23 protein-coding genes, 17 tRNA genes and 1 pseudogene are annotated in these 24,693 nt (G+C 50.4%); 7 read left to right on the plus strand and 34 right to left on the minus strand.

From position 1 onward, the window contains the following. Positions 1-127 precede the first annotated feature (127 nt). Positions 128-967: an AraC family ligand binding domain-containing protein gene (locus tag ACI48K_RS11985; protein WP_475027841.1), complete on the plus strand. Its 840-nt coding sequence runs from the start codon at positions 128-130 to the stop codon at positions 965-967. Here ACI48K_RS11985 and ACI48K_RS11990 read toward each other — a convergent pair. The 3 genes from ACI48K_RS11990 to ACI48K_RS12000 form a co-directional block, all read right to left on the minus strand. Further along, positions 953-3,208: an ATP-dependent helicase gene (locus ACI48K_RS11990; protein WP_475027842.1), complete on the minus strand. Its 2,256-nt coding sequence runs from the start codon at positions 3,206-3,208 to the stop codon at positions 953-955. The genes ACI48K_RS11985 and ACI48K_RS11990 overlap by 15 nt on opposite strands. A gap of 562 nt (positions 3,209-3,770) precedes the next feature. Continuing rightward, positions 3,771-4,559, minus strand: coding sequence for a TrmH family RNA methyltransferase (locus ACI48K_RS11995; protein WP_475027843.1), 789 nt, complete (start codon positions 4,557-4,559; stop codon positions 3,771-3,773). A 50-nt stretch (positions 4,560-4,609) separates the two neighbouring features. Next, on the minus strand, positions 4,610-5,278 hold the full coding sequence (locus ACI48K_RS12000) for a potassium channel family protein (RefSeq protein WP_475027844.1): 669 nt from the start codon (positions 5,276-5,278) through the stop codon (positions 4,610-4,612). Between the two features lie 129 nt (positions 5,279-5,407). Here ACI48K_RS12000 and sspI point away from each other — a divergent pair, with 129 nt between their 5' ends. Then, on the plus strand, positions 5,408-5,644 hold the full coding sequence (gene sspI, locus ACI48K_RS12005; RefSeq protein ID WP_475027845.1) for a small acid-soluble spore protein SspI: 237 nt from the start codon (positions 5,408-5,410) through the stop codon (positions 5,642-5,644). 102 nt (positions 5,645-5,746) lie between these two features. On the opposite strand, the gene ACI48K_RS12010 is transcribed toward sspI, so the two are convergent. From ACI48K_RS12010 to ACI48K_RS12055, 10 genes are all read right to left on the minus strand, one after another. Beyond that, entirely contained in the window at positions 5,747-7,330 is a 1,584-nt protein-coding gene (locus tag ACI48K_RS12010; protein WP_475027846.1) for a peptide chain release factor 3, read from the minus strand. Positions 7,331-7,484: 154 nt separating this feature from the next. Continuing rightward, positions 7,485-9,038, minus strand: coding sequence for a glucose-6-phosphate dehydrogenase (gene zwf / locus ACI48K_RS12015; protein WP_475027847.1), 1,554 nt, complete (start codon positions 9,036-9,038; stop codon positions 7,485-7,487). A gap of 638 nt (positions 9,039-9,676) precedes the next feature. Further along, on the minus strand, positions 9,677-10,477 hold the full coding sequence (locus ACI48K_RS12020) for a YwmB family TATA-box binding protein (RefSeq protein WP_475027848.1): 801 nt from the start codon (positions 10,475-10,477) through the stop codon (positions 9,677-9,679). A 138-nt stretch (positions 10,478-10,615) separates the two neighbouring features. Then, a complete protein-coding gene (locus ACI48K_RS12025; RefSeq protein ID WP_475027865.1) occupies positions 10,616-11,260 on the minus strand; it encodes a response regulator transcription factor in 645 nt (214 codons plus the stop codon). Next, a complete protein-coding gene (locus tag ACI48K_RS12030) occupies positions 11,244-12,323 on the minus strand; it encodes a sensor histidine kinase (RefSeq protein ID WP_475027849.1) in 1,080 nt (359 codons plus the stop codon). Before ACI48K_RS12030 ends, ACI48K_RS12025 begins: the two co-directional genes overlap by 17 nt. 19 nt (positions 12,324-12,342) lie before the next feature. Continuing rightward, a complete protein-coding gene (liaF, locus tag ACI48K_RS12035; RefSeq protein WP_475027850.1) occupies positions 12,343-12,993 on the minus strand; it encodes a cell wall-active antibiotics response protein LiaF in 651 nt (216 codons plus the stop codon). A gap of 113 nt (positions 12,994-13,106) precedes the next feature. Next, entirely contained in the window at positions 13,107-13,808 is a 702-nt protein-coding gene (locus ACI48K_RS12040) for a PspA/IM30 family protein (RefSeq protein ID WP_475027851.1), read from the minus strand. A gap of 3 nt (positions 13,809-13,811) precedes the next feature. Beyond that, complete coding sequence (locus tag ACI48K_RS12045) at positions 13,812-14,294, minus strand: PspC domain-containing protein (RefSeq protein WP_475027852.1); 483 nt, start codon at positions 14,292-14,294, stop codon at positions 13,812-13,814. Between the two features lie 4 nt (positions 14,295-14,298). Beyond that, entirely contained in the window at positions 14,299-14,973 is a 675-nt protein-coding gene (locus tag ACI48K_RS12050) for a PspA/IM30 family protein (protein ID WP_475027853.1), read from the minus strand. Between the two features lie 56 nt (positions 14,974-15,029). After that, complete coding sequence (locus ACI48K_RS12055) at positions 15,030-15,347, minus strand: hypothetical protein (protein ID WP_475027854.1); 318 nt, start codon at positions 15,345-15,347, stop codon at positions 15,030-15,032. Between the two features lie 353 nt (positions 15,348-15,700). On the opposite strand from ACI48K_RS12055, the gene ACI48K_RS12060 reads away from it, so the two are divergent. The 3 genes from ACI48K_RS12060 to ACI48K_RS12070 all read left to right on the plus strand — a co-directional run bounded on the left by ACI48K_RS12060 (position 15,701) and on the right by ACI48K_RS12070 (position 18,466). Then, positions 15,701-16,978 carry an ArsB/NhaD family transporter gene (locus ACI48K_RS12060; protein WP_475027855.1) on the plus strand — a complete coding sequence of 426 codons (1,278 nt, stop codon included), beginning with the start codon at positions 15,701-15,703 and terminating at the stop codon, positions 16,976-16,978. 84 nt (positions 16,979-17,062) lie between these two features. After that, positions 17,063-17,554: a cation:proton antiporter regulatory subunit gene (locus tag ACI48K_RS12065; protein ID WP_475027856.1), complete on the plus strand. Its 492-nt coding sequence runs from the start codon at positions 17,063-17,065 to the stop codon at positions 17,552-17,554. Positions 17,555-17,737: 183 nt separating this feature from the next. Then, a complete protein-coding gene (locus tag ACI48K_RS12070; RefSeq protein WP_475027857.1) occupies positions 17,738-18,466 on the plus strand; it encodes a 4Fe-4S binding protein in 729 nt (242 codons plus the stop codon). Between the two features lie 95 nt (positions 18,467-18,561). Here the strand turns inward: ACI48K_RS12070 and ACI48K_RS12075 are convergent, their stop codons facing one another. Beyond that, positions 18,562-19,128: a PadR family transcriptional regulator gene (locus tag ACI48K_RS12075; RefSeq protein WP_475027858.1), complete on the minus strand. Its 567-nt coding sequence runs from the start codon at positions 19,126-19,128 to the stop codon at positions 18,562-18,564. Positions 19,129-19,269: 141 nt separating this feature from the next. Continuing rightward, entirely contained in the window at positions 19,270-20,184 is a 915-nt protein-coding gene (locus tag ACI48K_RS12080; protein ID WP_475027859.1) for an AraC family transcriptional regulator, read from the minus strand. Positions 20,185-20,368: 184 nt separating this feature from the next. Between ACI48K_RS12080 and ACI48K_RS12085 the strand changes: the two genes are divergently transcribed. After that, a complete protein-coding gene (locus ACI48K_RS12085; protein ID WP_475027860.1) occupies positions 20,369-21,382 on the plus strand; it encodes an aldo/keto reductase in 1,014 nt (337 codons plus the stop codon). Positions 21,383-21,480: 98 nt separating this feature from the next. Here the strand turns inward: ACI48K_RS12085 and ACI48K_RS12090 are convergent. Further along, a pseudogene (locus ACI48K_RS12090) lies at positions 21,481-21,613 on the minus strand (IS3-like element ISBth8 family transposase); the annotation flags it as partial. 43 nt (positions 21,614-21,656) lie between these two features. Then, positions 21,657-21,995, minus strand: a complete 339-nt coding sequence (locus ACI48K_RS12095) for a winged helix-turn-helix transcriptional regulator (protein WP_475027861.1) — start codon at positions 21,993-21,995, stop codon at positions 21,657-21,659. A 110-nt stretch (positions 21,996-22,105) separates the two neighbouring features. On the opposite strand from ACI48K_RS12095, the gene ACI48K_RS12100 reads away from it, so the two are divergent. Next, entirely contained in the window at positions 22,106-22,792 is a 687-nt protein-coding gene (locus ACI48K_RS12100) for an SDR family NAD(P)-dependent oxidoreductase (RefSeq protein WP_475027862.1), read from the plus strand. Between the two features lie 58 nt (positions 22,793-22,850). Here the strand turns inward: ACI48K_RS12100 and ACI48K_RS12105 are convergent. The 17 genes from ACI48K_RS12105 to ACI48K_RS12185 form a co-directional block, all read right to left on the minus strand. Next, positions 22,851-22,930 (minus strand) — tRNA-Leu (locus tag ACI48K_RS12105). 19 nt (positions 22,931-22,949) lie between these two features. Then, positions 22,950-23,035: transfer RNA gene (locus ACI48K_RS12110), tRNA-Leu, on the minus strand. A 10-nt stretch (positions 23,036-23,045) separates the two neighbouring features. Beyond that, positions 23,046-23,119, minus strand: a tRNA-Cys gene (locus tag ACI48K_RS12115). A 12-nt stretch (positions 23,120-23,131) separates the two neighbouring features. After that, positions 23,132-23,206 (minus strand) — tRNA-Gly (locus ACI48K_RS12120). Between the two features lie 7 nt (positions 23,207-23,213). Then, a tRNA-Gln gene (locus ACI48K_RS12125) sits at positions 23,214-23,288 on the minus strand. Positions 23,289-23,309: 21 nt separating this feature from the next. Beyond that, positions 23,310-23,385, minus strand: a tRNA-His gene (locus ACI48K_RS12130). Positions 23,386-23,416: 31 nt separating this feature from the next. After that, positions 23,417-23,490: transfer RNA gene (locus tag ACI48K_RS12135), tRNA-Trp, on the minus strand. A gap of 11 nt (positions 23,491-23,501) precedes the next feature. Further along, positions 23,502-23,587: transfer RNA gene (locus ACI48K_RS12140), tRNA-Tyr, on the minus strand. A 3-nt stretch (positions 23,588-23,590) separates the two neighbouring features. Further along, positions 23,591-23,666: transfer RNA gene (locus tag ACI48K_RS12145), tRNA-Thr, on the minus strand. Positions 23,667-23,689: 23 nt separating this feature from the next. After that, positions 23,690-23,765, minus strand: a tRNA-Phe gene (locus ACI48K_RS12150). A 17-nt stretch (positions 23,766-23,782) separates the two neighbouring features. Next, positions 23,783-23,859, minus strand: a tRNA-Asp gene (locus ACI48K_RS12155). 77 nt (positions 23,860-23,936) lie between these two features. Beyond that, a tRNA-Met gene (locus ACI48K_RS12160) sits at positions 23,937-24,010 on the minus strand. Between the two features lie 87 nt (positions 24,011-24,097). Further along, positions 24,098-24,171, minus strand: a tRNA-Met gene (locus tag ACI48K_RS12165). 88 nt (positions 24,172-24,259) lie between these two features. Next, a tRNA-Val gene (locus ACI48K_RS12170) sits at positions 24,260-24,335 on the minus strand. 66 nt (positions 24,336-24,401) lie between these two features. Continuing rightward, positions 24,402-24,476, minus strand: a tRNA-Glu gene (locus ACI48K_RS12175). 14 nt (positions 24,477-24,490) lie between these two features. Beyond that, positions 24,491-24,582, minus strand: a tRNA-Ser gene (locus tag ACI48K_RS12180). Between the two features lie 5 nt (positions 24,583-24,587). Beyond that, positions 24,588-24,663: transfer RNA gene (locus tag ACI48K_RS12185), tRNA-Asn, on the minus strand. Between the last annotated feature and the right edge of the window lie 30 nt (positions 24,664-24,693).

The following is a 24,693-nucleotide window of genomic DNA, read 5'->3' on the forward strand; positions in this document are numbered from 1 at the left end:
AAGTCGCGGCGGTAAATGGAACATCCCTACTTAAATATGGCATAATGATAGATGAGTATGTTAACTTAGCTTTATAACGAATGTTCAATATAGCTTTATGCTAGCCATCCAAAAACGGAGGAATATCATGAATGAATTTTTTGCCAACCCCGCGCCTTACCGGGAAATGCAGATCAGCCAATTCGGGATCGAGTACTGCTCGCCCCTTCACGAATACGGGCCTGCCGTTCGGGACCATTATCTGATTCATTTCATTTTCCGAGGGCAGGGGACGTTCGAATCGGGAGGCAAGTCTTACCCGCTGCGTTCGGGACAAGCCTTTCTGATCACTCCGGGAGCCGTAACGTATTATCAGGCGGATGAACAAGATCCGTGGCATTATTGCTGGGTAGGATTTCAGGGGATCATGGCGGAAACTTACTTGAGGCAGGCCGGACTCTCCCACGAAACTCCGATCCATGAATCGATCGACCCGAAGGTGGTGCTGGACGGGATCCGGCAGATGGGGGATTCCCGAACAATGGCGCATGGCCGCGAGCTGAAACTGATTGCTTTGCTTTATGGGCTGCTGTCCCATATGATCGAGGCGAATCCACATATTCATGGAGACGATACAAAAGCTAATCGCCGCGATCTATATACGCAAAAAGTTGTAAGCTTCATTGAAACGAACTACGCGAATAAAATCACGATATCGCAAATTGCCGACTTTGTCGGACTTGACCGCAGCTATCTCTGCTCCATTTTCAAGGAGCGCACCGGCGCCAGCATTCAGGATTACCTCATCGACTACCGGATGAACAAAGCCTGCGGGCTCATGCCGAATCCGCTGCTGGCAATCGGCGACATCGCCCGATCGGTGGGATATGAGGACCCGTTGTTGTTCTCCAAAATATTCAAAAAAACGAAAGGGCTATCGCCCAGAGATTATCGCCAAACCCAAGCCGAAGAATCAAGCGAGCTCTAGCAGCCCCATTTCGAGGCAGGTCGCTATCGACAGCGCCTTCTCCTCCTCGCCAAAGCGGATTACGATCCTTTCGGCGGTGATGTCCGCGATCGCCCCGATTCCAAATACGCGGTGCGATACGTTTTTGCCCAGAGTGAACTCGGAGCGGTCACGGATCGCGTTAGGGTTATAACGCGCCTCCGCCGAAATGCTATGCAAAGCGGAAGGTTTGACCGGGAATGTCTGGACCTGCAGCGAGTGGGCGGATCCGGAAATCTGAACGGATTCGGCTTCCTTGGGATGCACAAGTCTCCGGATATCACCGATAAACCGGGATTCTTCGGTTTTTTCCCCGTCCCGCTGCCGATAAGTAAGAAGCTCCAAGTGATGTTTGGCTCTTGTCATACCAACGTAAAATAGCCGCACCGCTTCCTCAAGCAGTTCGGGACGGGCATCCCCCTCTTCTCCCTTTTCATCTTCCGCGGAGGGAATAATCCCTTGAATGAGGTCGATCATGAAGACCCGTTCGAACTCCAGACCCTTGGCACTGTGAAAGGTCGACAAAGTTACGGCGTTTTGTCCTTTGTTTCTTTTGGAGGTTTTTAGCGCTGCGGCCAGATGCTTCAGTCGGTTCGCGAAATCCTCCATCGTTTCCAGCGTGTCCGCAATTTCCTCCAGCGTATTCAAGATTCCTATCAAGTACTCCTTGCGAAATCCAAGGCGCTCGCACGTTTTTTCCAGCGCTTTCTCATACCCCAGCCGGGTTCGAATGACACGGATCGCATGCAAAGGAGGCATGCCGCTCATCTGCCCGAAGGTTTCTTTTGCGGCCTGCAGAGGTTTGATTTGATATTCCTTAAGCGGAACGTGATTCAGCAGATTATCAAACACCGACTCGTTATTTTCAATCGACTTAAGGGCGGCCATTTGCTGCTTGCTGATGTATCCGTTGAATTTAAGGTGGATTTTCTCCAGCAGCTCCGGCCGTTTATCCGTAAAGGTCATCCGCATGAAATTCAGGATATCTTCCACCACCCAATGGGAGAAAAAGCGGTTGTCGGCGTCCTTCATATAAAACGGGATTCCGCTGCGGTCAAACTCGTTCATCAGAGTGATGGAAGAAGAATGGTTGCGATACAACACCGCCACTTCCGAAAGGTTGCCGGAATTTTGGATTTCCTGCGCCAAATATTTCACCTGGTTTTTGTAGTCGGGAAAAACGCGAATTTGAACCGGTTCCCGGGCCGGATTCTCCGTAAACATGTTTTTGTCGTACCGATGCCGGTTTTGCTTGATAAACGAGTCCGCCGCCTGCACGATGTCCCGGGAGGATCGGTAGTTCCGCTCCATAAACAAGGTGGCGGCATTTGGATAGGTGTGCCGAAAATTCAGCAAATAGGCAGGCTCCGCGCCTCGCCAGCTGTAAATCGACTGATCGTCATCCGCGACGACGCACAAATTCCGGTGTCTTTCTCCCAGCCTTTCGACAATGGCGTGCTGAACCAGAGAGGTATCCTGGCTTTCATCCGTCAAAATATAGTCAAACCGCTCCTGATATTTTTGCCGCAGTCCATGGTCCTTCTCCAGCGCTTCCGCGGCGATGGTCAGCATGTCGTCATAATCGATGAGCAGCAATCTCTCGTCCCAAGCGCGCTTGAATTCCTCGTAAGCTTGAAGAATCCGCTCCGCCTGCGGGACATCCGTTTTGACCAGCGCCCATCGCTCCGGCGGTATTCTTTTATTCTTGATATAGCTGATATAAGTGGTCAATTCATCCATCTGATCTTCGGTGATGTTCTCGTCCATCATCGACTTGAACAAATGGCGCAAAATGAGTTTTTTGTGCAGCGGCGGGTGGTCCGGGTCTACAGTCTCGTGCTCCTTCAGATCAGGATCGCCTTCAATAATCCGGTATGCGGTTCCGTTCTTGCGTAAGTATGTTTGAACCAGCTCAAAAGCGAGGCTGTGAATCGTCGAAAAGTCGACGGGCCGCAGCTCAGGGAAAAAGCGCTTGAAGCGCTCCTTCATATCCGACGCCGAAGCGCGGCTGAACGTCACCGCTTTGATGCGGGCCGGATTGATGCCCTTTTCCTCGATGAGATAGCCAATGCGCATGATAAGGGTCGTCGTTTTCCCCGATCCCGGCGAAGCGAGCAGCAGCAGCGGACCCTCCGTTTGCAGCACCGCCTGCTTTTGAACCTCATTGAGTTCGACTCCAAGTTCCCTCTTTTTTCGTGTAAAAAAGTCTTCTTTCTCGTTCAACTCAACCTGTCCTCTCGATGCCTGAAAATCATGATATTCACAAAAAAAGACTGGAGCGTCTCCGGAAGTGACCCGTGCCAGGCTCCAGTCTATATTTTTAAATATATGGTTGAATCGCTTGTAAAACAATTATACAGGAGAACTCCTATCTGGAGCTCGAAGCCACTTATTTGCGATCAATAAACGGAAAAGCTCCCGCTGCTATGAACGAATTTGTCAATTCCCCTGTTTTTCCCCTTTTAAACAAGGGTTTTCAATTCCTTGGGCACAGAGACAACATGCGAGTCTTCGGCTGGCACTCTGCTATCCGTGGGACAGGATTCAATAAGGGGTCAATTAGCAGGAGAATTTCCAGCTAGCTAGTGTAGTTCCATGGTTGGCTAGTGTGGTTCCATCGTGAAAAGTGGTATTAAAAGTCTATTTTGAGTTGACGAGGCACCGCCCGCATAGCGGATATTTTTCTGCATCCCCCGCTTCACCTGCTTAACTGACTGAAGCCATTAATAAAAATGTAGTTTCAATTTACGTTATAACTTACACAAGAAAAGATTGTTTCCATTCTTTAAAAATACCGCTGCCGCATCGCCTCATACAGCAGCACGGAAGCGGCCATCGCCACGTTCAGCGATTCGGCCTGGCCGCGCATCGGGATGAGCAGGCCGTCGTCCATCAAGCCGCGGACCTCGGCGCTAAGGCCCCCGCCCTCGCTGCCAAACAGCAGCCAGACCGGGCCGGTAAAGTCGTAGGCATAGCAGTTCGCCGCCGCCTGCAGGCTGGTGCCGGCCAACCGGATGCCGCGTGCTTTCGCCTGCGGCAAAATCTGCGCCAGGTCGCCGTGCACGACCGGCAAATGAAACAGCGAGCCCATGGTCGAACGGATGACCTTGGGGCCATAAACATCGGCGCAGCCGGCGCCCACGATCACGCCGTCGGCCCCAACCGCGTCGGCGCTGCGGATGATCGTGCCGACATTGCCCGGGTCCTGCACGCCGTCCAGGACCACAACCAGGCTGCGCTCGGCGTCAAGCAGCGGCTGCGCCGACGCGCCGCCTTTGCGGGCTACCGCAAAGACCGGCTGCGGCGTTTTCGTATCGCTGCATTTGGCGATGACGGCGGCGGACACGCCGATCCATTCCACTTCGAGGCCGGCCGAAGCGGCTGCGGCCAGCTCCGCCGGAATGCCGCCCTCTGCCTCGTAGCAGACGCATTCCAAATCGGCCCGCGACTGAAGGGCTTCTTTCACCAAATGAATGCCCTCAATCAGAAACTTTTGCTGCCGGTCCCGGTTTTTTTTCTCAAGCAGCCCCGCCCATTCCTTTACCCGGGGATTCTGCGGAGACAAGATTTGCATGAATTCGTTCATCCTTCTGCTCAGGTTCTATATTCCACATTTTCCGCCGATTACGAATACGACAGCTCCAGCTTGGTTAAATCGGATTTCTCGCCAACGATGACGAGAACATCGTCTTCCGATAAACGGTCCGTCGCGGCAGGAGAAATGTTCATTTTACCGCCGTTTTTGATCGCCATGACATTGCAGCCAAAGCGAGCCCGAATATCAAGCTCTTTGAGGTTTTTGCCAACCATGGACGAAGACACGCGAAGCTCAACGATGCTGTATTCCTCGGACAGTTCGATATAATCCAAAATATTCGGAGAAGTCAAATGGTGGGCAACCCGCAGCCCCATGTCTCTTTCCGGATAAATGACCTTGTCCGCGCCGATTTTTTGCAGCACCTTCCCATGCAGCTCGTTTTGAGCTTTGACGACAATCAGCGGGCCGCCGAAATCCTTGAGAATCAGCGTCGTTAGTATGCTCGCTTGAATGTCTTCGCCGATGGCGACGACGACCACGTCGAAATTGCGGACGCCCAGCGCCCGCAGCGCATCTTCATCGGTTGAATCCGCCGAGACGGCGTGCGTGACGATATTGGATACGGCCTGTATGGCATGCTCGTCGGAGTCGATTGCCAGAACATTAAATCCCATATTGCTAAGCGCGGTCGCTACGCTGACTCCAAAACGGCCCATGCCGATAACGGCAAACTGTTTTTTGGCTGCTTGTGCCATATTGTTTCACCACCCGAAACATATTTCATTCGATTAGTATACCATAGTCGCGGTCAAACTTGAATTTTCCCCCGGCCCATCGGGAACATTAAGCTTCAGGCAATTACTATTTCAAGGAGGGATGCTCCAATGCCAGGCATTCTGTTGGATTTGCGTCAAGCTGTGCTGTACAAAGTCAATGGGAAAGACGAAAACGGGCTGCGGGAGATGATCGAGGGTTCCATCGACGCAGAGGAAGCAGCGTTGCCGGGACTTGGCGTCGTTTTTGAGGTCATTTGGAAAAACATCGACCAGAACAAGCAAAACGAGCTGCTGTCCGTACTCAAGCATCAGATCGACGCGTTGGATTTGAAGCCGTTAAAATAGGCGGCCCGCTCATCATGAAACAAGCCTTCTTGACCGGGCTATCCGGCAGCAAGAAGGCTTGTTTTGCTGTTGGCTTATAATTAACTCCTACAAACTCGCCGCTTACGGCGCCGTCTCCAGGAATTTGGCGTCCGGATTTTTCTCCATCGCCGTCCGCATCGCGTATTCGTTCTCGAACAGGACCACGTAGTTGCCTTTTTTATCCTTCACCAATGTGGAGTTGATACGGAATTTGGACGGGTCGATCTTATCGGCCACGATCCAGCGGGCAAATTGGAACGGCATGCGCTGAAGCTGCACGTCAACGCCATATTCGCCCTTCATCCGGTATTCGAACACCTCGAATTGCAGCTGCCCGACCACGCCGAGAATCGTATCCTCGAATCCAACCGTCGTAAAGACCTGAATCGTCCCTTCTTCGGTCAACTGATCGACACCTTTTTGATACTGTTTGTGCTTCAGAGCGTTCTTCACGCTGACCTTAGCGAAAATTTCCGGGGAGAACGTTGGCAGCTCGTCAAATACGATTTCGCTGCCTTGGCTCAGCGAATCTCCAATCCGGAAAATGCCCGGATCAAACAACCCGACAATGTCCCCGGGGTAAGCTTCGTTGACGATATCGCGGTCCTGCGCCAAAAACTGCTGCGGCTGAGACAGTTTGATCTCTTTGCCCGCCCGGACATGTTTGACCGACATCCCGCGTTCGAATTTACCCGAGACGATCCGTAAAAAAGCTACCCGGTCGCGATGCGCGGGATTCATATTGGCCTGAATTTTGAAAATATAACCCGAAAACTTCTCGTTCGTCGGCTCGACCACGCCAACCGTGCTGCGGCGCGGCTCCGGCTTCGGAGCCAATTGCAGGAAATTCTCCAGGAAAGTCTGCACGCCGAAATTATTAACCGCGCTGCCAAAAAAGAGCGGCGTCAATTCCCCGCGCAACACTTTTTCAAAATCGAACGGATCGCCCGCCACGTCAAGCAGCTCCAGATCCTGGCACAGCTGATCGTGCAGAAAATCTCCCGCCATTTCGCGGATGACCGGGTCATGATAATCATCAACCTTGGTCACCTGAATCGTCGAATGGTCATTTCCCTGGAACAGCTCCACTTGGTTCTTCATCCGGTCATACACCCCGGACAGCTCGCGTCCGGAACCGATCGGCCAGTTCATCGGAACGGAGCGAATGCCTAGCACCTGCTCGATTTCCTCCATCAAATCAAACGGACTCCGGCCTTCGCGGTCCAGCTTGTTGATGAACGTAAAAATCGGGATTCCCCGTTTGGCGCACACCTGGAACAGCTTGATCGTCTGCGCTTCGACCCCTTTGGCCACGTCGATCAGCATCACGGCGCTGTCAGCCGCGGTTAACGTACGGTAAGTATCCTCACTGAAATCCTGGTGACCCGGGGTATCCAAAATATTGATCCGATGTCCTTTATAGTCAAACTGCATGACGGAGGAAGTCACGGAAATCCCCCGCTGCTTCTCGATCTCCATCCAGTCGCTGGTCGCGTGTTTGCTGGCTTTACGGGCTTTTACCGAACCCGCTTCACGGATGGCTCCGCCAAACAGCAGCAATTTTTCCGTTAATGTCGTTTTCCCCGCATCCGGGTGGGAGATGATCGCAAACGTCCGGCGTTTGTCCACTTCCCGCTGCAGCGCTTCTTCCAATGCTTTGCTCATTCTCACTTTCCTCTCGTTCCACAAAGTCACGTACTATATTGTAACATATTTTGACTCTCCATACGCAAAAACACCTCACGCCAAACGACATAAGGTGTTTTCGCCAATACTATTCTATTCGTGCTTCATCGCCCAAGGTTCCAAATAGCCTAGTTTATCCTTCGGACACCGTCCAAACGACGTTGTCTTCTTCCTGTCCGTTTACCGGCCACCAATGGAAGCCGTCTTGAGCCAGCAGCTCATCCGCTTCCTGAGGTCCCCAAGAACCCGCAGGATACAAGCTGATGTCGGACGGATTTTGCGCCCAGTCGGCAGCAATCCGGTCGACAAACGCCCAAGCGGTAGCCACTTCGTCCCAACGGGTGAAGTAGGTCGAGTCGCCTTGAGCCGCGTCGTGAATTAAACGTTCGTAAGCCTCCGGCGAGTTGATCCCTACGAGACAGCTTTGGCAAAATTCCATCGCCAGCGGTTCAATTTGGGATTCGGAGCCCGGTTTCTTGGCATTGATTTTCACGTAAATGCCTTCCATCGGATTGACGCGGATGACGAGCAGGTTCGGTTCCAGCGTATGCTTTTGTCCGAGGTAAACATTCGTCGGCATTTGCTTGAACTCGACCACGACCTCCGTCGTTTTTACCGGCAGCCGCTTTCCGGTCCGGATATAGAACGGAACTCCCGCCCAGCGGAAGTTATCGACAAGCACTTTGGCTGCAAAATAGGTTTCCGTATTCGAATTCGGATCCACCTTTTCTTCCTGACGGTATCCGGCCAATGGCTTGCCTTTGCTTTCACCTGCGGTATATTGGCCGCGCACCACGCGGGCCTTTATGTCCTGCTCCGATTCGAACGGCCGCAAGGAACGGAGCACCTTCACCTTCTCGTCCCGGATATCTTCCGGGAACAAGCGGCTAGGCGGTTCCATGGCAATCATCGTGAGCATCTGGAGCATGTGGTTTTGTCCCATGTCGCGGAGCGCGCCCGCATGATCATAATATCCGCCGCGTTCTTCGACACCGACCGTTTCGCTCAGCGTGATTTGGATATTGGCGATATGCTTGTTGTTCCAAAGCGGCTCAAAAAACGCATTCGCAAACCGGATGATCTCAATATTCTGCACCATCTCTTTGCCGAGATAATGGTCGATCCGGTAAATCTCTTCTTCTTTGAACACTTGGTTCAGCTCTTCGTTTAGCCGCTCTGCCGAAAGCAGGTCATAACCAAACGGTTTCTCGATAACCAGACGATGCCATCCGCCGCTGCTCAGCATGCCGCCTTTTTGCAGATTGAACGAAACGCTGCCGAAAAGCTCCGGAGCCAGCGCCAAATAAAACAGACGATTACCCGGAATTCCAAAGCGCCCTTCGATTGATTCGGTCAATTCCCGAAGTTCGCGATAACCGTCAACATTGTTAATATCCAGCGATTTATAAGCAAAATGCTGCACAAACCGATCCCACTCCGCGGTATCCTCCACTTTATAGCGACAAAATTCCGCGATAGAGCGGAAAATGTCGTCCCGGAATTCCTCCGGCGTTCGCGGCCGTCGCGCAACGCCGATAACTGCAAAATCCTCGGCCAGCTTGCCTTCGCGGTATAGTGAATAAATAGCGGGGAAGAGCTTGCGGCGTGCCAAATCTCCGGTAGCGCCAAAAATAAAAAATACTGCTCCAGGGGTCTGCAGTGATTCCAAATTTTGAATATCAGCCATGGCTCCTCATTCTTTCTATAGCAATTTAGTGTATATTTATATATTCCCCCATCAAGCCCATAACCTTACATGGCATCACGGGATGTGATGCCATTTTAGCATAATCGTAACCAGGATGCCATCACATTCATATCAAAAAAAGTCATACTTTCAGAAACTTCATCTAATATTTATTTGATTTTCATGAAAACAATGAAAACGTCTCTGTCAAGATTCGACGCCGAGTCCACTTCCCCCGAAGCTGCTCCGTGATCAAAAGCCGTTTTTTGAACGACCTCTTCAATCAAGTTCAAAAAACGGCTTTTCAGCACCGAGAAGGTTGGATGAAACTAGGGACTGAGCAGCGGAGCGTAGGGGGATCCTACGTGAGCAGCGGAAGGCCCGGTTAAATCCAAGATTCGACACCGAGTCTGCTTTCCCGATCTGCTTCGTGATCAGAAGCCGTTTTTTGAACGACCTCTTCAATCAGGTTCAAAAATCGGCTTTTCAGCACCGAGAAGGTTGGATGAAACTAGGGACTGAGCAGCGGAGCGTAGGGAATCTACGTGAGCAGCGGAAGGCCCGGTTGAATCCAAGATTCGACGCGAGTTTGCTTCCCTGAACTCCTTCGTGATCAAAAGCCGTTTTTTGAACGACCTCTAGTACTCGACGGTGAGGAGCGGGGATCCGATGGATACCTCCCCCTCCCCCGTTTCCGCGTTGCGATGCACGGCCATCTGCAGCGAAACCGGATGGCTGCCGCTGAGCACCGAGATCGTAAGTTCGGCTACCGAATAGCTTCGGCTGACCGTCGTGCCGTCTTCATATCCTTCCACTCGCTTCAAGGTTAATACATCCCGAAGCTGCCGCTCCATCTCCAGCAGTTGATCCGCGGGTGCCGCATCGGCGATTTCCCCGTCGCTCCCCAGACCTTGTTCAAGCTTATCGGCCGCCGTCCCTTGCAGCGCCAAGTTCCATTGAATTTGAACGCCCTCATCCGCCAACGATTCACCGCTCTGCTTCTGGAGTTCGGCCAAATGAGACAGCGCATCCGTGGATATTCCTTCAAGGCGAAGCACCACGTAAAATTGCCCCTTTTCTTGAGCGGTTACCGCAAGGCTGGACTTTATTCCATCGCTTTCCCCTGTCGCGTTGAAAACCGTATGATCCTGAACTTCACCTTTTATGGGCTGCGATAATCCCAGCCGTGACGAAAGAACTCCCGCGGCTTCTTCCGCAGCAAGCAGCGTGTTCCAAATTCCCTGCCACTTCACCGTAGTGTGCAGCGGTCCCTCCGTTAATTGTTCACCGATCGGCAGCAGCTTGGCCAGTTGGGCATCCGCGGATTGCAGTGTATCGTCGGCTTGCTGTCCCTCGCTTTTCGCATGCTCCAAACCTAGCAAAAGCCCAGCACATACGAGAATGATAAGACCATATCCCCACAATTTTCGCACCAGCATCCGTTTCGCCTCCAACCTAATCTACTAATCTATGAAACAGGATGCCCCGCAGTCCTCAAAATATACTTCTCTTTTTAGATAGAAAATAAAAAAACGTCCGGAGACAACTCCGAACGTTTAATCCACTGAAGAAGAACTCTATTCCGCCAAACCGTTTTTATATGCGTAAATAGCCGCCTGGGTGCGATCTTCCACACCGAGCTTAGCCAAAATATTCGTCACGTGGAATTTAACGGTTTTAATGCCGATGATCAGATCGTCGGCAATATCCTGATTCGATTTGCCCTGGGCCAACAGCCGCAGCACATCCATTTCCCGCTCGGTGAGCTCTTCATGAGCCGGAGCTTCTGCCTTTGGCTGACGGAAACGGTTCATCATTTTGGAGGCCACCTGCGATTCAAGAACGGATTGCCCGCGGGCAGCCGCCCGAATCGCTTCGGCAATTTCCGAGGCGCGGGAGGTTTTCAAAAGATAACTGAATGCGCCCGCTTCAATCACGGGATACATTTTCTCGTCGTCCAAGTAGCTCGTTAGCACGATGACCTTGCACTCCGGGTACAATGCCAGAAGCTGCCGAGTCGCTTCGATACCGTCCATGCCTTCCATCACGAGATCCATTAGCACAACATCGGGTTTGTACTCCTGCGCCAGCCGGATGCCTTCTTCTCCGCTGCTCGCTTCCCCGACAACTTCAATTCCTTCTTCGGTACCGAGCACCGCAGCTAGGCCGATTCTTACCATTTCATGGTCATCCACAAGCAGCACTTTAATCTCCTGGTCCATCTCCATGGATTTCGTTTCCCCCGCTTTCCTCATTCAATATGGGTACAGTAATTTCAATCCGAGTCCCCTTGCCGGGAGCGGTAATGATTTGAATGGATCCGCCGATTTCCCGCACTCGCTCCTGCATGGTCGACAGACCGTAAGAGGCCTGCTTCTTGTCGTCCATTTGAAAGCCGACTCCATTATCGCGCAAAGTAACCTTGACGACGTCGGCCCGGCGGTGAATCCGAATCTCCATTTTGTCGGCTTTGGCGTGGCGCAGCGTATTGGACATCGCCTCCTGGATAATTCGAAACAAATGGTTTTCGATCCCTTTCCCAAGCTTTAGCTCCTCATCCATCTCAAGCGTCAGATCCATCGGAACCTTCATTTTGAGCTCTCTAACCAAATCGAACAAGCCTTGTGACAATTCCTTGCCCTCCAAATAAACCGGCCGCAAATGCAGCAGCAGCGCCCGCATTTCCGACTGCGCTACGGAAGCCATTTCCTCAATCAGTTCGACCTGGCGCTGCGCTTTGTCAAAATCCTTCTCCAGCGTCCGCCCTACAGCCGTGGCAGTCATCGATATCGCGAACAACTGCTGGGATACCGCGTCGTGAAGCTCGCGCGCGAGCCGCTGCCGCTCCTCGACAATGGCCGAGACCCGCGCCTGCTCCGCAAGCTGGGCGTTATGGGTAGAGAGGCGCTGCAGAGAAGACACCTGCTCCTCCCAACGTTTGCCGATCCGCTCCATCTGCTCGGCAAGCCGTCCAAGCTCATCTTCGCCAAGCTTCGGGACCGTGCCGGTCTGGTTGCCTTTTTCCCATTGCAGCAGCGCTTCCCGAAGATCGTCTATTTTTCTCTTGGACCGGTATGCCTGAACGAAACCGTAACCTCCTCCAAGCACCAGAAGCAGCATGCACATGGAAACGCCGGCCCGAATGCCTGTGCGCCATGAGATCTGCGGCTTAAAATAACCGTATGTATAAAGCACGTAAAAAGTAGCGGCCATAATGATGATAGACAGGAGAAGTCCTCCGCGCATGCTGCGGGATACCATATTAACCGGCTTTCTATTTTTCATGCGGGATGTTCCTCCTGTCTTAAGTTAAACGTATATCAACGTCTCCTACAAGGTAGGAAATCATAATTTTCACTTTTTGTTCGCGGGTTTCGTAATTCGGCGACTTCCAATGCAGCCGGTTCAACATCCCCGTTTCTTTGTCTTGGCCGAAATCTATTTGTCCAAACAAGACGAACGCTTCGATTTCAACCCCGTAATCCTCAGCCACGATAAGATCGACGTCACCGACGATGCCTTGGAACATCAGAATATTATTCTGCCCTTCTACGATTGCCAGCGACATATCGATGTCGAGTTCTCCAAGCACATGCCACATGCTTGTATTGCGCAAATTCCAGGGATCCCGGTCCCAATGGACGCTGGAGGAAATGTTTTGCTTTTGCACGAAGTTGCCTTCAGGTTGCGTCTTTTTGATCTTGGCATAATAAAATCCCAAAGAGATCATCAGAACGGCGACAACGAGCATGAAATGATCCAGCAGGAACAATCCGCCGCCGACCGCAAGCAGGATATAACCGGTCTTGACCTGTTCGCCCCGGCGAATTTGGAAGACGCCGAAAATGATTAAAATGAGGGCGACAATGGTGAAAAAACTCAGCCATTTCCCGAAAATCATCAATACGCCAATTCCAATCAGAACCATGGCCAAGAACCTTTTCCGTCTATCCATGCCGCACCTCCCTCAGGTTCAAAAGAAATCGGAAAAGCCATAACGGCATGGACTCCATACCGCATGGCTTCACCAACATCTAGAATACCATAATGTTAACCTTACGTGTAGCGTTATTCGGCGGCTTCTTCACGTGACGGAGAAGAATTCAGCTTGGATTTCAGCGCTTCAAGCTGAGCGTCCACTTTCAACTGTTTCTCGGCATCTTCCGGGCTGATATAGGAGGAATTCGAAGTTCCGCGGTATACAACGCCGGCAACTTCAGCTTCGGCTTCCAACTGCATGATTTTTTCTTCCATGCGGTGGAATCCAAGCGAAGCATTGCCGCTTTCGATCGTGTGCAAGCTGCTGATTTGCGACATTTGCTTTCTGGCTTTGGCCATTTGAGCGCGGCTTACCAGTTCGTTGCGTTTGTTGCGCAGCTTGTAGAATTCATCTTTCATTTCATGCAATTGCTGTTTCAGTTCGTTGGCTTGCGTTTCCGATTGGGCATGCAATTCGCTGAACTCGGTTTGTTTTTGATCGAAATGAATTTTTTCTTCCAGCATTTTGCGGGCTACTTCTTCTTGCCCGTTTTTCAGGGCGATCTCGGCTTGCGCCTCACGTTGCGCGGAAATGCGGATTGCTTCCTCCAAGCGCTGTTTCATTCTGCGTTCGTTCGCCATTTGCTTCGCTACCGTGACTTCCGCGTCGCGAATTTCGGCCTCCATATCGCGCAGATATTGGTTCAGCATGACGATCGGATCTTCCACCTTATCAAGCACATCGTTGACAGACGCTTTAGTGATATCTTTAATTCTTTTGAATACTCCCATTGTTTACACTTCTCCCTTCTCATAGTTCGAGAGCTTCTTTCGCAGCTCTTCCAATTCTTTTTTCATGGCTTTCTTTTCGATATCTTCCATCATGGAATCCAAATTCGAAGCTTCACCGGCCCCAAACTTGTTTGTCGATGCTCCGCCGTATTGCGGCGGCTGTGTTCCGTAAGTATTGTTTCCGTACGGCGGGCGCGCATTATAACGCGGATCATCGTAATAGCTGCGCTGTTTGGCGCCATACGATTTATGGAAACCGCCGCCTTGCCATCCGCCTTCAAAAAACGGATCCTGTGGCGGATAAGGTTCTTTCGAAATGACCAATGCCGCGATGAAGTAGATGAAAATGGTCGTTCCTCCGGTGAATGGAATGCTGATTAGAGCCAATACCCGCAGGGCGGTGGTGCTGATGCCGAAATATTCTCCCAGCCCGCCGATGAGGCCGCTAATCCATCGGTCCCTTCTGGAACGGTATATTCTTTCCATGAGCTTACTCCCCTCCCTGGTTATTCAGCTTCTGCTTCAAGCGGGAGAGCTCCTGTTCCAGTGTGGATTGGATCACGGACCCGGCTTGATTCACAAAATCCTGGCCCGTTTTCCGCAGTTCGCGAAGGCTGCGCGCTTCCCATTCCATATCGGAAACCCGATCTTCCAAGCGGTTGAACATTTTGGGCACATCCGGCGTGCCGTAACCGCTCATCCGCTGATTCATGCGCTGCTGCAAACGGAGCGTCTCCATTCTTGCGTAGTAATATTGGCGCTTGCTATAAACGACTTGATATTCGGTCTTGAGTTCATTGAGCTGATTCTCAAGCTCCTGAAGCGATTCAAGGCTTTGGGTGAACAAATCGGAATACTGATCGACTTTCTCTTCATACAGCATCTTCTCTTGGAGCGCGAGCTTCGCAAGATGTTCTTCCCCTGCTTTCAGGGCCAGCAGCGCTTGTTCTTCACGTTTGTCCCGCATAACCCGCGCTTGGTCTACTTGCTGCTTTAACTGCTTGGTGTGACCGGAATATTGGTGATGCAGCTTTTCGGCTTCGGCTATTTCCTGACGCGTTTCGATCAGAAACTGATCGATCAGCTTTACAGGATCTTGAGATTGCTCCAGCCGTTCGTTTAAAGTTGCCACCGTAATATCCCGTACCCGACGAAATACACTCATGAAACCCCATCCTTCCTAACCTTATGGTCATTCATCCATTTATGATATTTATGCGATCAGTAACCCCGTTTTCCTCTAAGCGAGGAGATACCGTAGACGATTAATCCGATGCCGAGTACCGGAACGATCAACCAGGCTAACTTGGAGATCAGAGTCAGGATCCCGATGAAGAGCACGATCCATCCGAAAAACGCGTTGCCCCGGCGGATGCCGTAATAGCCTAAAGCGATCATTAGGATCGCGATCACCAGTCCGAATATATTGCCCAATACCGGAGTCAGAAACCCGAAGATTTGAGGAAGCTTGCCGAGCAATATCAATGCGCCCAAGGCAATCAGGATTACAGCAAAACCATTCGGTCGTTTTGTTCTCATTGTTTTTTTCACCGCCTCTCATATTGTTCAACCTTATGTCTTTATTCTAGGTGGAAACCGAGCTTTTCAAAACGGACCGTGGACGGTTTTTGAACCTAGACCAAAGTCGAGGACGCGCTCAGCCTTGGGGCAGACGGCTTTTTCCCATTACATTTCCCGGTCTCTTTACTTTTCTCATGAGCGATCATATAATGAATCATGAAAGAGTAAACAATTGAAAATGACAGTTATCGGAGGAGCCTGCCATGTTGCGGGCTCTTTTTGCCTTTTTTCAGAGATTTTCGGCATAATTCGGCCCCTCCATGGCATGATAAACACCATCCGTCCGTCATAAACATCTGGGAGGGGTAATTATGGAACAACAAGCTATTTGGGCGATCGGCATCTTTTTGCTGACGTACGCACTTATTATTACGGAGAAGATTCATCGTACGCTTCTCGCCATGGCGGGCGGCATCCTGATGATCGCGTGTGGAATCATCGATCAGGATACGGCTATTCATCACATCGATTTCAATACCATAGGGCTGCTAATCGGCATGATGATCATCGTGAACACGACGGCGGAGACGGGACTGTTCAATTATATCGGGATATGGACCGCCAAAAAGGCAAAAGGCAATCCCGTCATGATTCTTTGGCTGCTGGCGCTGATTACGGCCGTGGGCTCCGCTTTTCTGGATAATGTCACGACGATAATCCTGATGGTTCCGGTGGCATTCAGCATTACCCGGCAGCTCAAGGTTCGCTCGTTTCCATACATCTTCTCGCTCATTGTTGCTTCCAATATCGGAGGTACGGCCACATTGATCGGCGACCCTCCTAACATTATGATCGGCAGCGCAGTTGAAGAGTTAACCTTTGGAGCCTTTTTGCGGCATCTGGCGCCTGTTGCCGTTCTGATTCTGGCCGTTACCTTGCCGATTCTCGTCTTCATATTCCGCAAACAGTTACAAACGGCTCCAGAAAATCGGGAAAAGTTGATCAGCGCCAGCCTTAACGGCCTGATCACGAACCGAATCCTGCTGATAAAATGCCTGATTGCGATGGGGATCACCCTGCTCGGTTTCTTTCTGCATCAAAGCCTGCATCTGGAATCGGCGACCGTAGCGTTAGCCGGCGCTTTTCTGCTGCTTCTCCTTACCGGAGAGCATGTGATGGAAAGAGCCTTCCGGTCGGTAGAATGGCCAACTATTTTCTTTTTTGTCGGTTTGTTCGTTCTGGTAGGCGGATTGATCGAGACCGGCACGATCGGCAAGCTGGCGGAATGGGCGGTAGATTTGACCGGTGGTGATTCGCTTTCGGCCTCCATGCTGATCCTGTGGCTCAGCGCTTTTGCCTCTTCTTTTCTCGACAATATTCCGTTTGTCGCCACCATGATTCCCTTGATCCAGGATATGGGCGGCATGGGGATCGGCAACCTTGAACCGCTGTGGTGGAGTCTTGCGCTTGGCGCATGTCTCGGCGGAAACGGTTCGTTGATCGGCGCAAGCGCCAACTTGATCGCCGCCGGGATGTCGGCCAAAGAAGGCGAGTCGATCTCCTTTCTGCGTTTTCTTAAATACGGATTTCCGTTAATGCTATTGTCGATCGTCATCTCAAGCGCCTACATCTTTTTACGGTATTTCTGAAACGAACGGCCCATTTGCGATATAATGGATTATAGAAAGATGTTTTGATTTACACTTTCGCTCGAATAATGGAGGCTATAAAATATGAATCTTAACGAAACCGATCTGCCGGGGATCGGCAAAAAATTCGAAATCGAAACCCGAAGCGGAGAGCATTTGAACATTACGATTTATGACGACGGCCGCCGTGAAATTTCCAGTTCGGGCGGGGACCAATCTGAAGATATCTCCTCGATCATCAGGCTTGACGAAGATGAAGCAAAATACGTATCGGCCATTATCGGAGGGGTTACTTATAAACCAACGGCGCTCGATAACATTGAGGTTGCTTTGGGCGATCTCTTCATCGAACAGTACAGACTTGAAGCGAATTACAAAGCAATCGGCAAAACGATCGGCGACCTCCGGATCCGTCAGCGTTCCGGCGCCACGATTATCGCCGTCATCGAAAAAAATCATTCCAAACACATCAATCCCGGACCCGACTTGCTGCTCACCGCGGATGCTTTGATTGTCGCTTTGGGCGAGCGCCTTCACCAGCAGCAGATACGCCAGATCTTGCTAACCGGAATCTAAAGAAACGTACGCTAAAGCCAGGAGTTTTCCCTGATTGGGAAGCTTCTGGTTTTTTTGTTATGCGCCGCCGGTATCGTCATAGGTGTGATCTTTTCGATTGACGTCTCTATATCATGATGATATAGTTTACTCATTCATTTTGGTTTTGGCTTATCCCAGGACCAACACGAAAGGAACATGTTTATGAAAAGGCAAAAGGTTCGAAAACTGCTGTTGTTCTTCTCCTTCCTCTTCTTCCCGGTTACCTTGTTCTATTTTTCGCCTTATCTGATTCTGCAAGGGGGATTTGCCGGAATCGCAACGGGCAGCTTTATCGTGTTCGCTTCGTTGTTTGCTTTTTCCCTGTTTTTCGGGAGAGCTTTTTGCGGGTGGCTGTGTCCGGCGGGAGGTTTGCAGGAGAGCTGCGCGCAAATCGTGGACAAAAAAATTCGCCGAAAAAAAATCGATTGGATCAAATACGTAATCTGGGCTCCGTGGATAATAACGATCATAGCGGCTTTTGTGACAGCTGGGGGCATGCGTTCGGTCCAATTTTTTTATATGACCGATCACGGCATTTCCGCTTCCGGAGTTCCCGGGGTCATGATGTATTTCATGATCGTGGGTTTGATTCTGATTCTCGCACTGCTGGTAGGACGCCGTGCAATGTGCCATTCGATTTGCTGGATGGCCCCGTTTATGGTTATGGGAACTCTAATCAAGAATAAACTCGGTTACCCCTCTCTTCGTTTGCAAGCGGAACCGTCGAAATGCGTAAGCTGCGGCACTTGCACGAAAAATTGTCCTATGAGTCTGGATGTTTCCGGCATGGTTAACGCGAACCGCATGGCTATCACGGAATGCATCTTATGCTGCCAATGCGTGGACGGTTGTCATAAAAAAGCGATTCAAGTCTCGTTTAAGAGACCCTAGCCTCAAATATTATAGATAGGACAAAAAAAGCAGCCCCTCATGATAGAGGATCGCTGCTTTTCACTTTGTATGTTTAACCGAGGCAAAACGATCGATTATTCCGAGCTTTCAGGCTGCTTGCGTTCTTCAAGCAGACGAATCGCTTCCTGCGCCCATTCCAGATATGCTTGATAAATCCGCTCGCCGAACAGAACGGTTAGGTAAAAATAAAGGTGATCCTTACCTTCATTTAAAATCGGCTCCAGATTGCCCTTAAAAAAATGTATTTGTTTAAGGTTCCGCTCGTGCCTTTCTTTAAATGCCGCGATCCGGTCAATGTTACTTTCTTCGGGCACCATACTGCCAAAAAACAGCTTCAGCAGGATCTCATACTTGGTGTACTCCTTTTGCTCCGGTACAGTGACCCATTCTCTCAGCGTCTGCCGCCCTTTCTCCGTAATGGAGTAAAGATTCTTTTCGGGCCCTTTGGACACCTCGCTCGTCCGTTTAACCACCAACTTATCCGACTCCATTTTTCGCAAAGTGGGATAAATTTGGCCGTACCCGACTTCCCAAAACGCGCTGATCATCACGTCGATTCTTTTTTTGATATCATATCCGCTCAGCTCTTCATGGTTTAATAATCCGAGTATGATATAGGCGGTTGTATTTTCCTTTGGCATGGTTATCTACTCTTCCTTCGTTCGGATATATCAAAATGATATAGTCATACAGTAGCAGTTCCCTCAGATCGTGTCAATTCAGGAGTGCGGCCACTGTCCCGTATACACTCTTGCAGAAGAGAACTCATGGACGGACAAATTTTACTCGCTTCGCAATCTCCTGATATCGCTGATTGGGGGCAATCCGAACAGGCGAGCGTACTCGCGGCTGAATTGGGAGGGACTTTCATAGCCCACTTGATAAGCGACATCCGCAGCGTCCACAGATTCAGACAATAAAATACGTCGCGCTTCCTGCAATTGCAATTGTTTTTGATATTGAAGCGGAGACATTGAAGTCACCTCTTTGAAGTGTCGGTGCAAAGAAGAAGGAGCCATGTTGGCGATCGAGGCGAGCTCCTCGATGCGCAAAGGTGCCGTGTAATTCCGCTTAATCTGCTGTACGACGTTCGCGATTCGATTTAAGCCGCTGCCGCTCATAGCGATTAGCTTTAGAGCATCTCCCTGCCCTTCGCTTAAGATTCGATATAAAATTTCTCGCATTATCATCGGCGAAAGTACCGGTATATCCTCGGGACTATCCAATAATCGAATCATCCGAATTGTGGCATCCAAAAGGGAAGGACTCGTCTTTTCTACAAACAACGCTCGCTGTGTCCCCCCCTTCACGGATTTCGATTGATTGGAAACACTTATTAAGTCTAGAACATCCTTCGAATCAAATTTCAACTGGATGCATAGATAAGGAAATTCGGGTGTTGCCTGAATTACATGTGCAGAAACCGGTAGAACTACGGATACGACTAAATAGCTGGAGGGACTGTATATATAGCTTTCGTTACTCAGTATGACTTCTTTGCTGCCTTGGGCAACGATGCAGATGGTCGGTTCATGGATAGAAAACGATGGCAACGTCTTAACCGAGTTGCGTATCATCGCAAGTGAAGGAATTACTGTCTGGTGAACCCCGTCTTTACCTGTATTATATTCAATAAGTTGGGCCAATTCTGCCTGATATTGAGCCAGAGAAACACGGTCATTAGTTGGATTAGGCATGATTTTCACCCCTTATTTCTTTTTGGATATTATATCCCCTGTGCTCGGCGGAATACAAACCCATTGAGAGGATCAGGCAATCATTTGCAATGATTCATCTACCTCAACGCGCCTCGACTGATTCATAATTGGATTGAGAGAAATCACTAAGATTTCAATTACGCAAAACGAGGAGGATAAATAAATGAAATATAGAACGCTTGGAGCAACCGGCATGTCGGTTAGCGAGTTCGCTCTTGGAACAATGATGTTCGGAGCAATGGGAAACAGTGACCATAACGAATCGGTTCGCATGATTCACAAGGCCATAGATGCCGGTATCAATTTTATTGATACCGCTGACGTATATTCCAAGGGCGAGTCGGAGGAAATTGTCGGTAAAGCGCTTAAGGGAAAGCGTGATAAAGTGGTACTGGCAACAAAGTTTGGTCTGCCAATGGGACAAGACCCCAATCTGAGCGGAGGAGCGCGGCGTTGGGTTATCCGTGCAGTTGAAGATAGCTTGCGACGGCTCGATACCGACTATATTGACCTCTACCAAATGCATCGCCCAGACCCGAATACGGACATTGACGAGACCCTCTCTGCCCTCTCCGATCTTATTCGTTCAGGTAAGATTCGAGCTATCGGCTCCTCCACTTTTCCAGCGCAACAGATTGTCGAAGCGCAATGGGCTGCCGATAAACGCGGACATCACCGTTTCCTCACGGAACAGCCGAGATACTCAATTCTTAATAGAACTAATGAATCGGCTGTACTCCCCACCGCGCAACGCTATGGAATGGGTGTCTTGTCCTACGGACCGCTGAGCAGCGGCTGGTTGTCTGGAAGAGCAGACCCGACAACGGGTAATCGGGCATCGCTGCAAACACAGGCATTCGACCTCACAGTTCCGGAGAATCAAGTGAAGATGGCAGCTGTTGAGAAGCTCACTGAGCTTGCCGTAGAGAAGGGAATGTCGCTCCCGCACTTAGCAATTGCGTTTGTTCTGTCACATCCGGCTATAACGTCCGTCATCATCGGTCCGCGGAAACCGGAGCAGCTCGAGAATCTTTTGGCTTGCGCAGACACGGTACTAAATGAAGATACTCTCGATCGAATCGATGAAATCGTTCCACCTGGGACCGATCTTAACATAGCAGACAATACCTATTTGAAAAACCCGGCAATTGAAGATAAACGGCTGCGTCGCAGATAATTCTCGAGACTATTAGTTCATAATCCGAAAGCATCTGTCAAAAAGGCAACTTCAAGTTGGTCATAGCCCCGTCAAATACACAGTGAAAAAAGAAGCATTTAAGCGGCGATCTGCTGCCGGTATTCTACCGGAGACAAGGTCGCCGAATTTTTTCTGGAAGCATTCATAATTGTTTGTCTTCAGATGAGAGAAGAACGACTCTACACAAGTATTGTCATAGCAGTTTCCCTGGCATGTCCAATCAAGAGCTCGGTTGCTCACGCAAATATAGAGCTCAAGCCTTTTGGGCATCATGGAGCTTTATCTGCTCCCCCCACGTTTTCATGGCTGAAAGGGCCGGAATCAGCGGCTCGCCTAACTCTGTTAATCGGTATATTACATAGGGAGGCATTTGAGGATACGAAATTCGTTCCACTATTCCGTGTTCCTCCAGTTCGCGCAGGATGCGAGTCAGCATGATGTTAGTAATTCCGTCAAGTCTGCGTTTCAACTCATTATAACGAATACCCTCACTTTCCTGGGCCAAATTCCAGAGTAAAGGTAGCTTCCATTTTCCCTGAACAAGCTGGAATGCATGCATGACAGGGCAATTTGCTTTGGTAACTGGGTTCATCAACGGTCTCCCTCCCGCTCAAGGCACAAAATTGTGCGTACTTCCTTTCATATCAACATTCATTATAATCATAGGCAGGTCGATCAAGCCAGTAAACAAGGAGAATAAATATGAAAACAATGGTCATTATTGGAGCGGGACCGCTGCTTGGCATGGCATTGGCCCATAAGTTTGGAAGTCATTCTTTTCAAATCGCGTTGATAGCACGAAATGGAGCCCGATTGAGCGGTATGGTGAAGGAATTAACCGCAAAAGGAATTCGCGCAGCTCCGTTCATCTGCGACATTTATGACTCGGCACAACTTGCCCGGACCTTCAGAGGGATTCGCCAAAAGCTTGGCCCCATCCACGTGCTGGAATTCAGCCCTACAGCCGGGCATCATCCCCCTGCCTATGTACTGGATGTTACTACCGATCATGTGCAGGACGCTTTTACCGGCCATGTTCTTGCGGCAATTCAGTGCGTTCGGGAAGTGCTTCCGGATATGTTCGAGCAAAAAAGCGGAGCTCTTTTGTTCACGACAGGGTTGTCCTCTATTTATCCCAATCCGCAAATGGCGGAGGCGAGCATCGCCAAGGCCGGGCTGCGCAGCTACATTCTGAATCTGCAACATGAGCTTGAGCCTCGAGGCATCATGGTTGGCCATCTTTCCCTTGGCGTGTTTCTAAAACCGGATTCGGTAGGTATGCAAAGCCCCGATACCATAGCCCAGCTATGGCATGATAGGTTTATTAGGCAGGAATCCGGCGAGTTTCTATATCCCGAGGGTGTCACACCGGAAACGGCCATCCGATAATAAAAAGCAGATCCCTTGAATCACAATGAAGTGATTTAAAGGATCTGCTTGATTTTAATGCCGGTGAAGGGACTCGAACCCCCACGGTTTCCCTCACGATTTTGAGTCGCGCGCGTCTGCCAATTCCGCCACACCGGCATATTCAAATGTTCAAAAGTGCGGAAGACCAGACTTGAACTGGTACGATAGTCACCTATCGCAGGATTTTAAGTCCTGTGCGTCTGCCGATTCCGCCACTCCCGCAAAACATGAATGGAGGCGCCACCCAGACTCGAACTGGGGATAAAGCTTTTGCAGAGCTGTGCCTTACCACTTGGCTATGGCGCCATAATACAAAAATGGAGCGGACGACGGGAATCGAACCCGCGACCCTCGCCTTGGCAAGGCGATGCTCTACCGCTGAGCCACGTCCGCTTACAAATGGCTGGGGATATAGGATTCGAACCTATGGATGACGGAGTCAAAGTCCGTTGCCTTACCGCTTGGCTAATCCCCAATATTTGTTTTTGAAAAAAAATGGGGCGATCGATGGGACTTGAACCCACGAGTGCCGGAGCCACAATCCGGTGCGTTAACCCCTTCGCCACGACCGCCATAAGAAGAATATACTGTTGTTTTAAAAAGTGGCAGGGGCAGCAGGAATTGAACCCACACCAAAGGTTTTGGAGACCTTTGTTCTACCTTTAAACTATGCCCCTATAGGTAAAACTGGTGGAGGCTGATGGATTCGAACCACCGAACTCGTCAGAGAACAGATTTACAGTCTGCTGCGTTTGGCCACTTCGCTAAGCCTCCATGTGGTGCCGGCGAGAGGACTTGAACCCCCAACCTACTGATTACAAGTCAGTTGCTCTACCAGTTGAGCTACACCGGCTTTTCAATTATCAATTGTTACAATGGTGGCTCGGGACGGAATCGAACCGCCGACACGAGGATTTTCAGTCCTCTGCTCTACCGACTGAGCTACCGAGCCTTACCTTTGAGATTAAATGGCGGAGCCGACGGGATTCGAACCCGCGGTCTCCTGCGTGACAGGCAGGCATGTTAGGCCTCTACACCACGGCTCCACACTAAGTAGTTCAGGGGTCCCCGGAAAGTAATCGGAATACGCTGCAAAGCATTTCTTCACTTTTTGGGGATTAAGTTGCGGGGGCAGGATTTGAACCTGCGGCCTTCGGGTTATGAGCCCGACGAGCTACCGGGCTGCTCCACCCCGCGTCAGTAAAAAGTTATTCTGTTTATGGGATCCCCGAAAACTAATCGATATACGTTTCAGAGACTCTGCTTCACTTTTTGGGGATTAAGTTGCGGGGGCAGGATTTGAACCTGCGGCCTTCGGGTTATGAGCCCGACGAGCTACCGGGCTGCTCCACCCCGCGTCAGTAAAAAGTTATTCTGTTTATGGGATCCCCGAAAACTAATCGATATACGTTTCAGAGACTCTGCTTCACTTTTTGGGGTGAAGTATGGTGGAGGCTGAGGGGTTCGAACCCCCGACCCTCTGCTTGTAAGGCAGATGCTCTCCCAGCTGAGCTAAGCCTCCATAAGAAAAGACAAGACTTATTGTACCAGATCACAAAGCAACAAATCAAGAAGCATTTTGTGAAAATGGTGACCCGTAGGGGACTCGAACCCCTGTTACCTCCGTGAAAGGGAGGTGTCTTAACCACTTGACCAACGGGCCTTAAAGAAAAATTATGGCGGAGAGAGAGGGATTCGAACCCTCGAGACGCTTGTGACGCCTACACGATTTCCAATCGTGCTCCTTCGGCCAACTCGGACACCTCTCCATAAATGGCTCCCCGAACAGGACTCGAACCTGTGACAACTCGATTAACAGTCGAGTGCTCTACCAACTGAGCTATCAGGGAATATTCAGTTCAAGCGCTTAATCGCTTGAA

The organism is Paenibacillus terrisolis (assembly GCF_056171975.1).

Excerpts from the sequence above, each read along its gene's own strand:
- ACI48K_RS12065 (WP_475027856.1), top strand. The coding sequence starts at position 17,063 with ATGAATCTTAACGAAACCGATCTGCCGGGGATCGGCAAAAAATTCGAA.
- ACI48K_RS12095 (WP_475027861.1), bottom strand. The coding sequence starts at position 21,995 with ATGAACCCAGTTACCAAAGCAAATTGCCCTGTCATGCATGCATTCCAG.
- ACI48K_RS12040 (WP_475027851.1), bottom strand. The coding sequence starts at position 13,808 with ATGGGAGTATTCAAAAGAATTAAAGATATCACTAAAGCGTCTGTCAAC.
- ACI48K_RS12055 (WP_475027854.1), bottom strand. The coding sequence starts at position 15,347 with ATGAGAACAAAACGACCGAATGGTTTTGCTGTAATCCTGATTGCCTTG.
- ACI48K_RS12025 (WP_475027865.1), bottom strand. The coding sequence starts at position 11,260 with ATGGACCAGGAGATTAAAGTGCTGCTTGTGGATGACCATGAAATGGTA.
- zwf (WP_475027847.1), bottom strand. The coding sequence starts at position 9,038 with ATGGCTGATATTCAAAATTTGGAATCACTGCAGACCCCTGGAGCAGTA.
- ACI48K_RS12080 (WP_475027859.1), bottom strand. The coding sequence starts at position 20,184 with ATGCCTAATCCAACTAATGACCGTGTTTCTCTGGCTCAATATCAGGCA.
- ACI48K_RS12000 (WP_475027844.1), bottom strand. The coding sequence starts at position 5,278 with ATGGCACAAGCAGCCAAAAAACAGTTTGCCGTTATCGGCATGGGCCGT.
- sspI (WP_475027845.1), top strand. The coding sequence starts at position 5,408 with ATGCCAGGCATTCTGTTGGATTTGCGTCAAGCTGTGCTGTACAAAGTC.
- ACI48K_RS12050 (WP_475027853.1), bottom strand. The coding sequence starts at position 14,973 with ATGAGTGTATTTCGTCGGGTACGGGATATTACGGTGGCAACTTTAAAC.
- ACI48K_RS12020 (WP_475027848.1), bottom strand. The coding sequence starts at position 10,477 with ATGCTGGTGCGAAAATTGTGGGGATATGGTCTTATCATTCTCGTATGT.
- ACI48K_RS11995 (WP_475027843.1), bottom strand. The coding sequence starts at position 4,559 with ATGCAAATCTTGTCTCCGCAGAATCCCCGGGTAAAGGAATGGGCGGGG.
- ACI48K_RS12060 (WP_475027855.1), top strand. The coding sequence starts at position 15,701 with ATGGAACAACAAGCTATTTGGGCGATCGGCATCTTTTTGCTGACGTAC.
- ACI48K_RS12030 (WP_475027849.1), bottom strand. The coding sequence starts at position 12,323 with ATGAAAAATAGAAAGCCGGTTAATATGGTATCCCGCAGCATGCGCGGA.
- ACI48K_RS12075 (WP_475027858.1), bottom strand. The coding sequence starts at position 19,128 with ATGCCAAAGGAAAATACAACCGCCTATATCATACTCGGATTATTAAAC.
- ACI48K_RS12100 (WP_475027862.1), top strand. The coding sequence starts at position 22,106 with ATGAAAACAATGGTCATTATTGGAGCGGGACCGCTGCTTGGCATGGCA.
- ACI48K_RS12010 (WP_475027846.1), bottom strand. The coding sequence starts at position 7,330 with ATGAGCAAAGCATTGGAAGAAGCGCTGCAGCGGGAAGTGGACAAACGC.
- ACI48K_RS12070 (WP_475027857.1), top strand. The coding sequence starts at position 17,738 with ATGAAAAGGCAAAAGGTTCGAAAACTGCTGTTGTTCTTCTCCTTCCTC.
- ACI48K_RS12085 (WP_475027860.1), top strand. The coding sequence starts at position 20,369 with ATGAAATATAGAACGCTTGGAGCAACCGGCATGTCGGTTAGCGAGTTC.
- ACI48K_RS11985 (WP_475027841.1), top strand. The coding sequence starts at position 128 with ATGAATGAATTTTTTGCCAACCCCGCGCCTTACCGGGAAATGCAGATC.
- liaF (WP_475027850.1), bottom strand. The coding sequence starts at position 12,993 with ATGGATAGACGGAAAAGGTTCTTGGCCATGGTTCTGATTGGAATTGGC.
- ACI48K_RS12045 (WP_475027852.1), bottom strand. The coding sequence starts at position 14,294 with ATGGAAAGAATATACCGTTCCAGAAGGGACCGATGGATTAGCGGCCTC.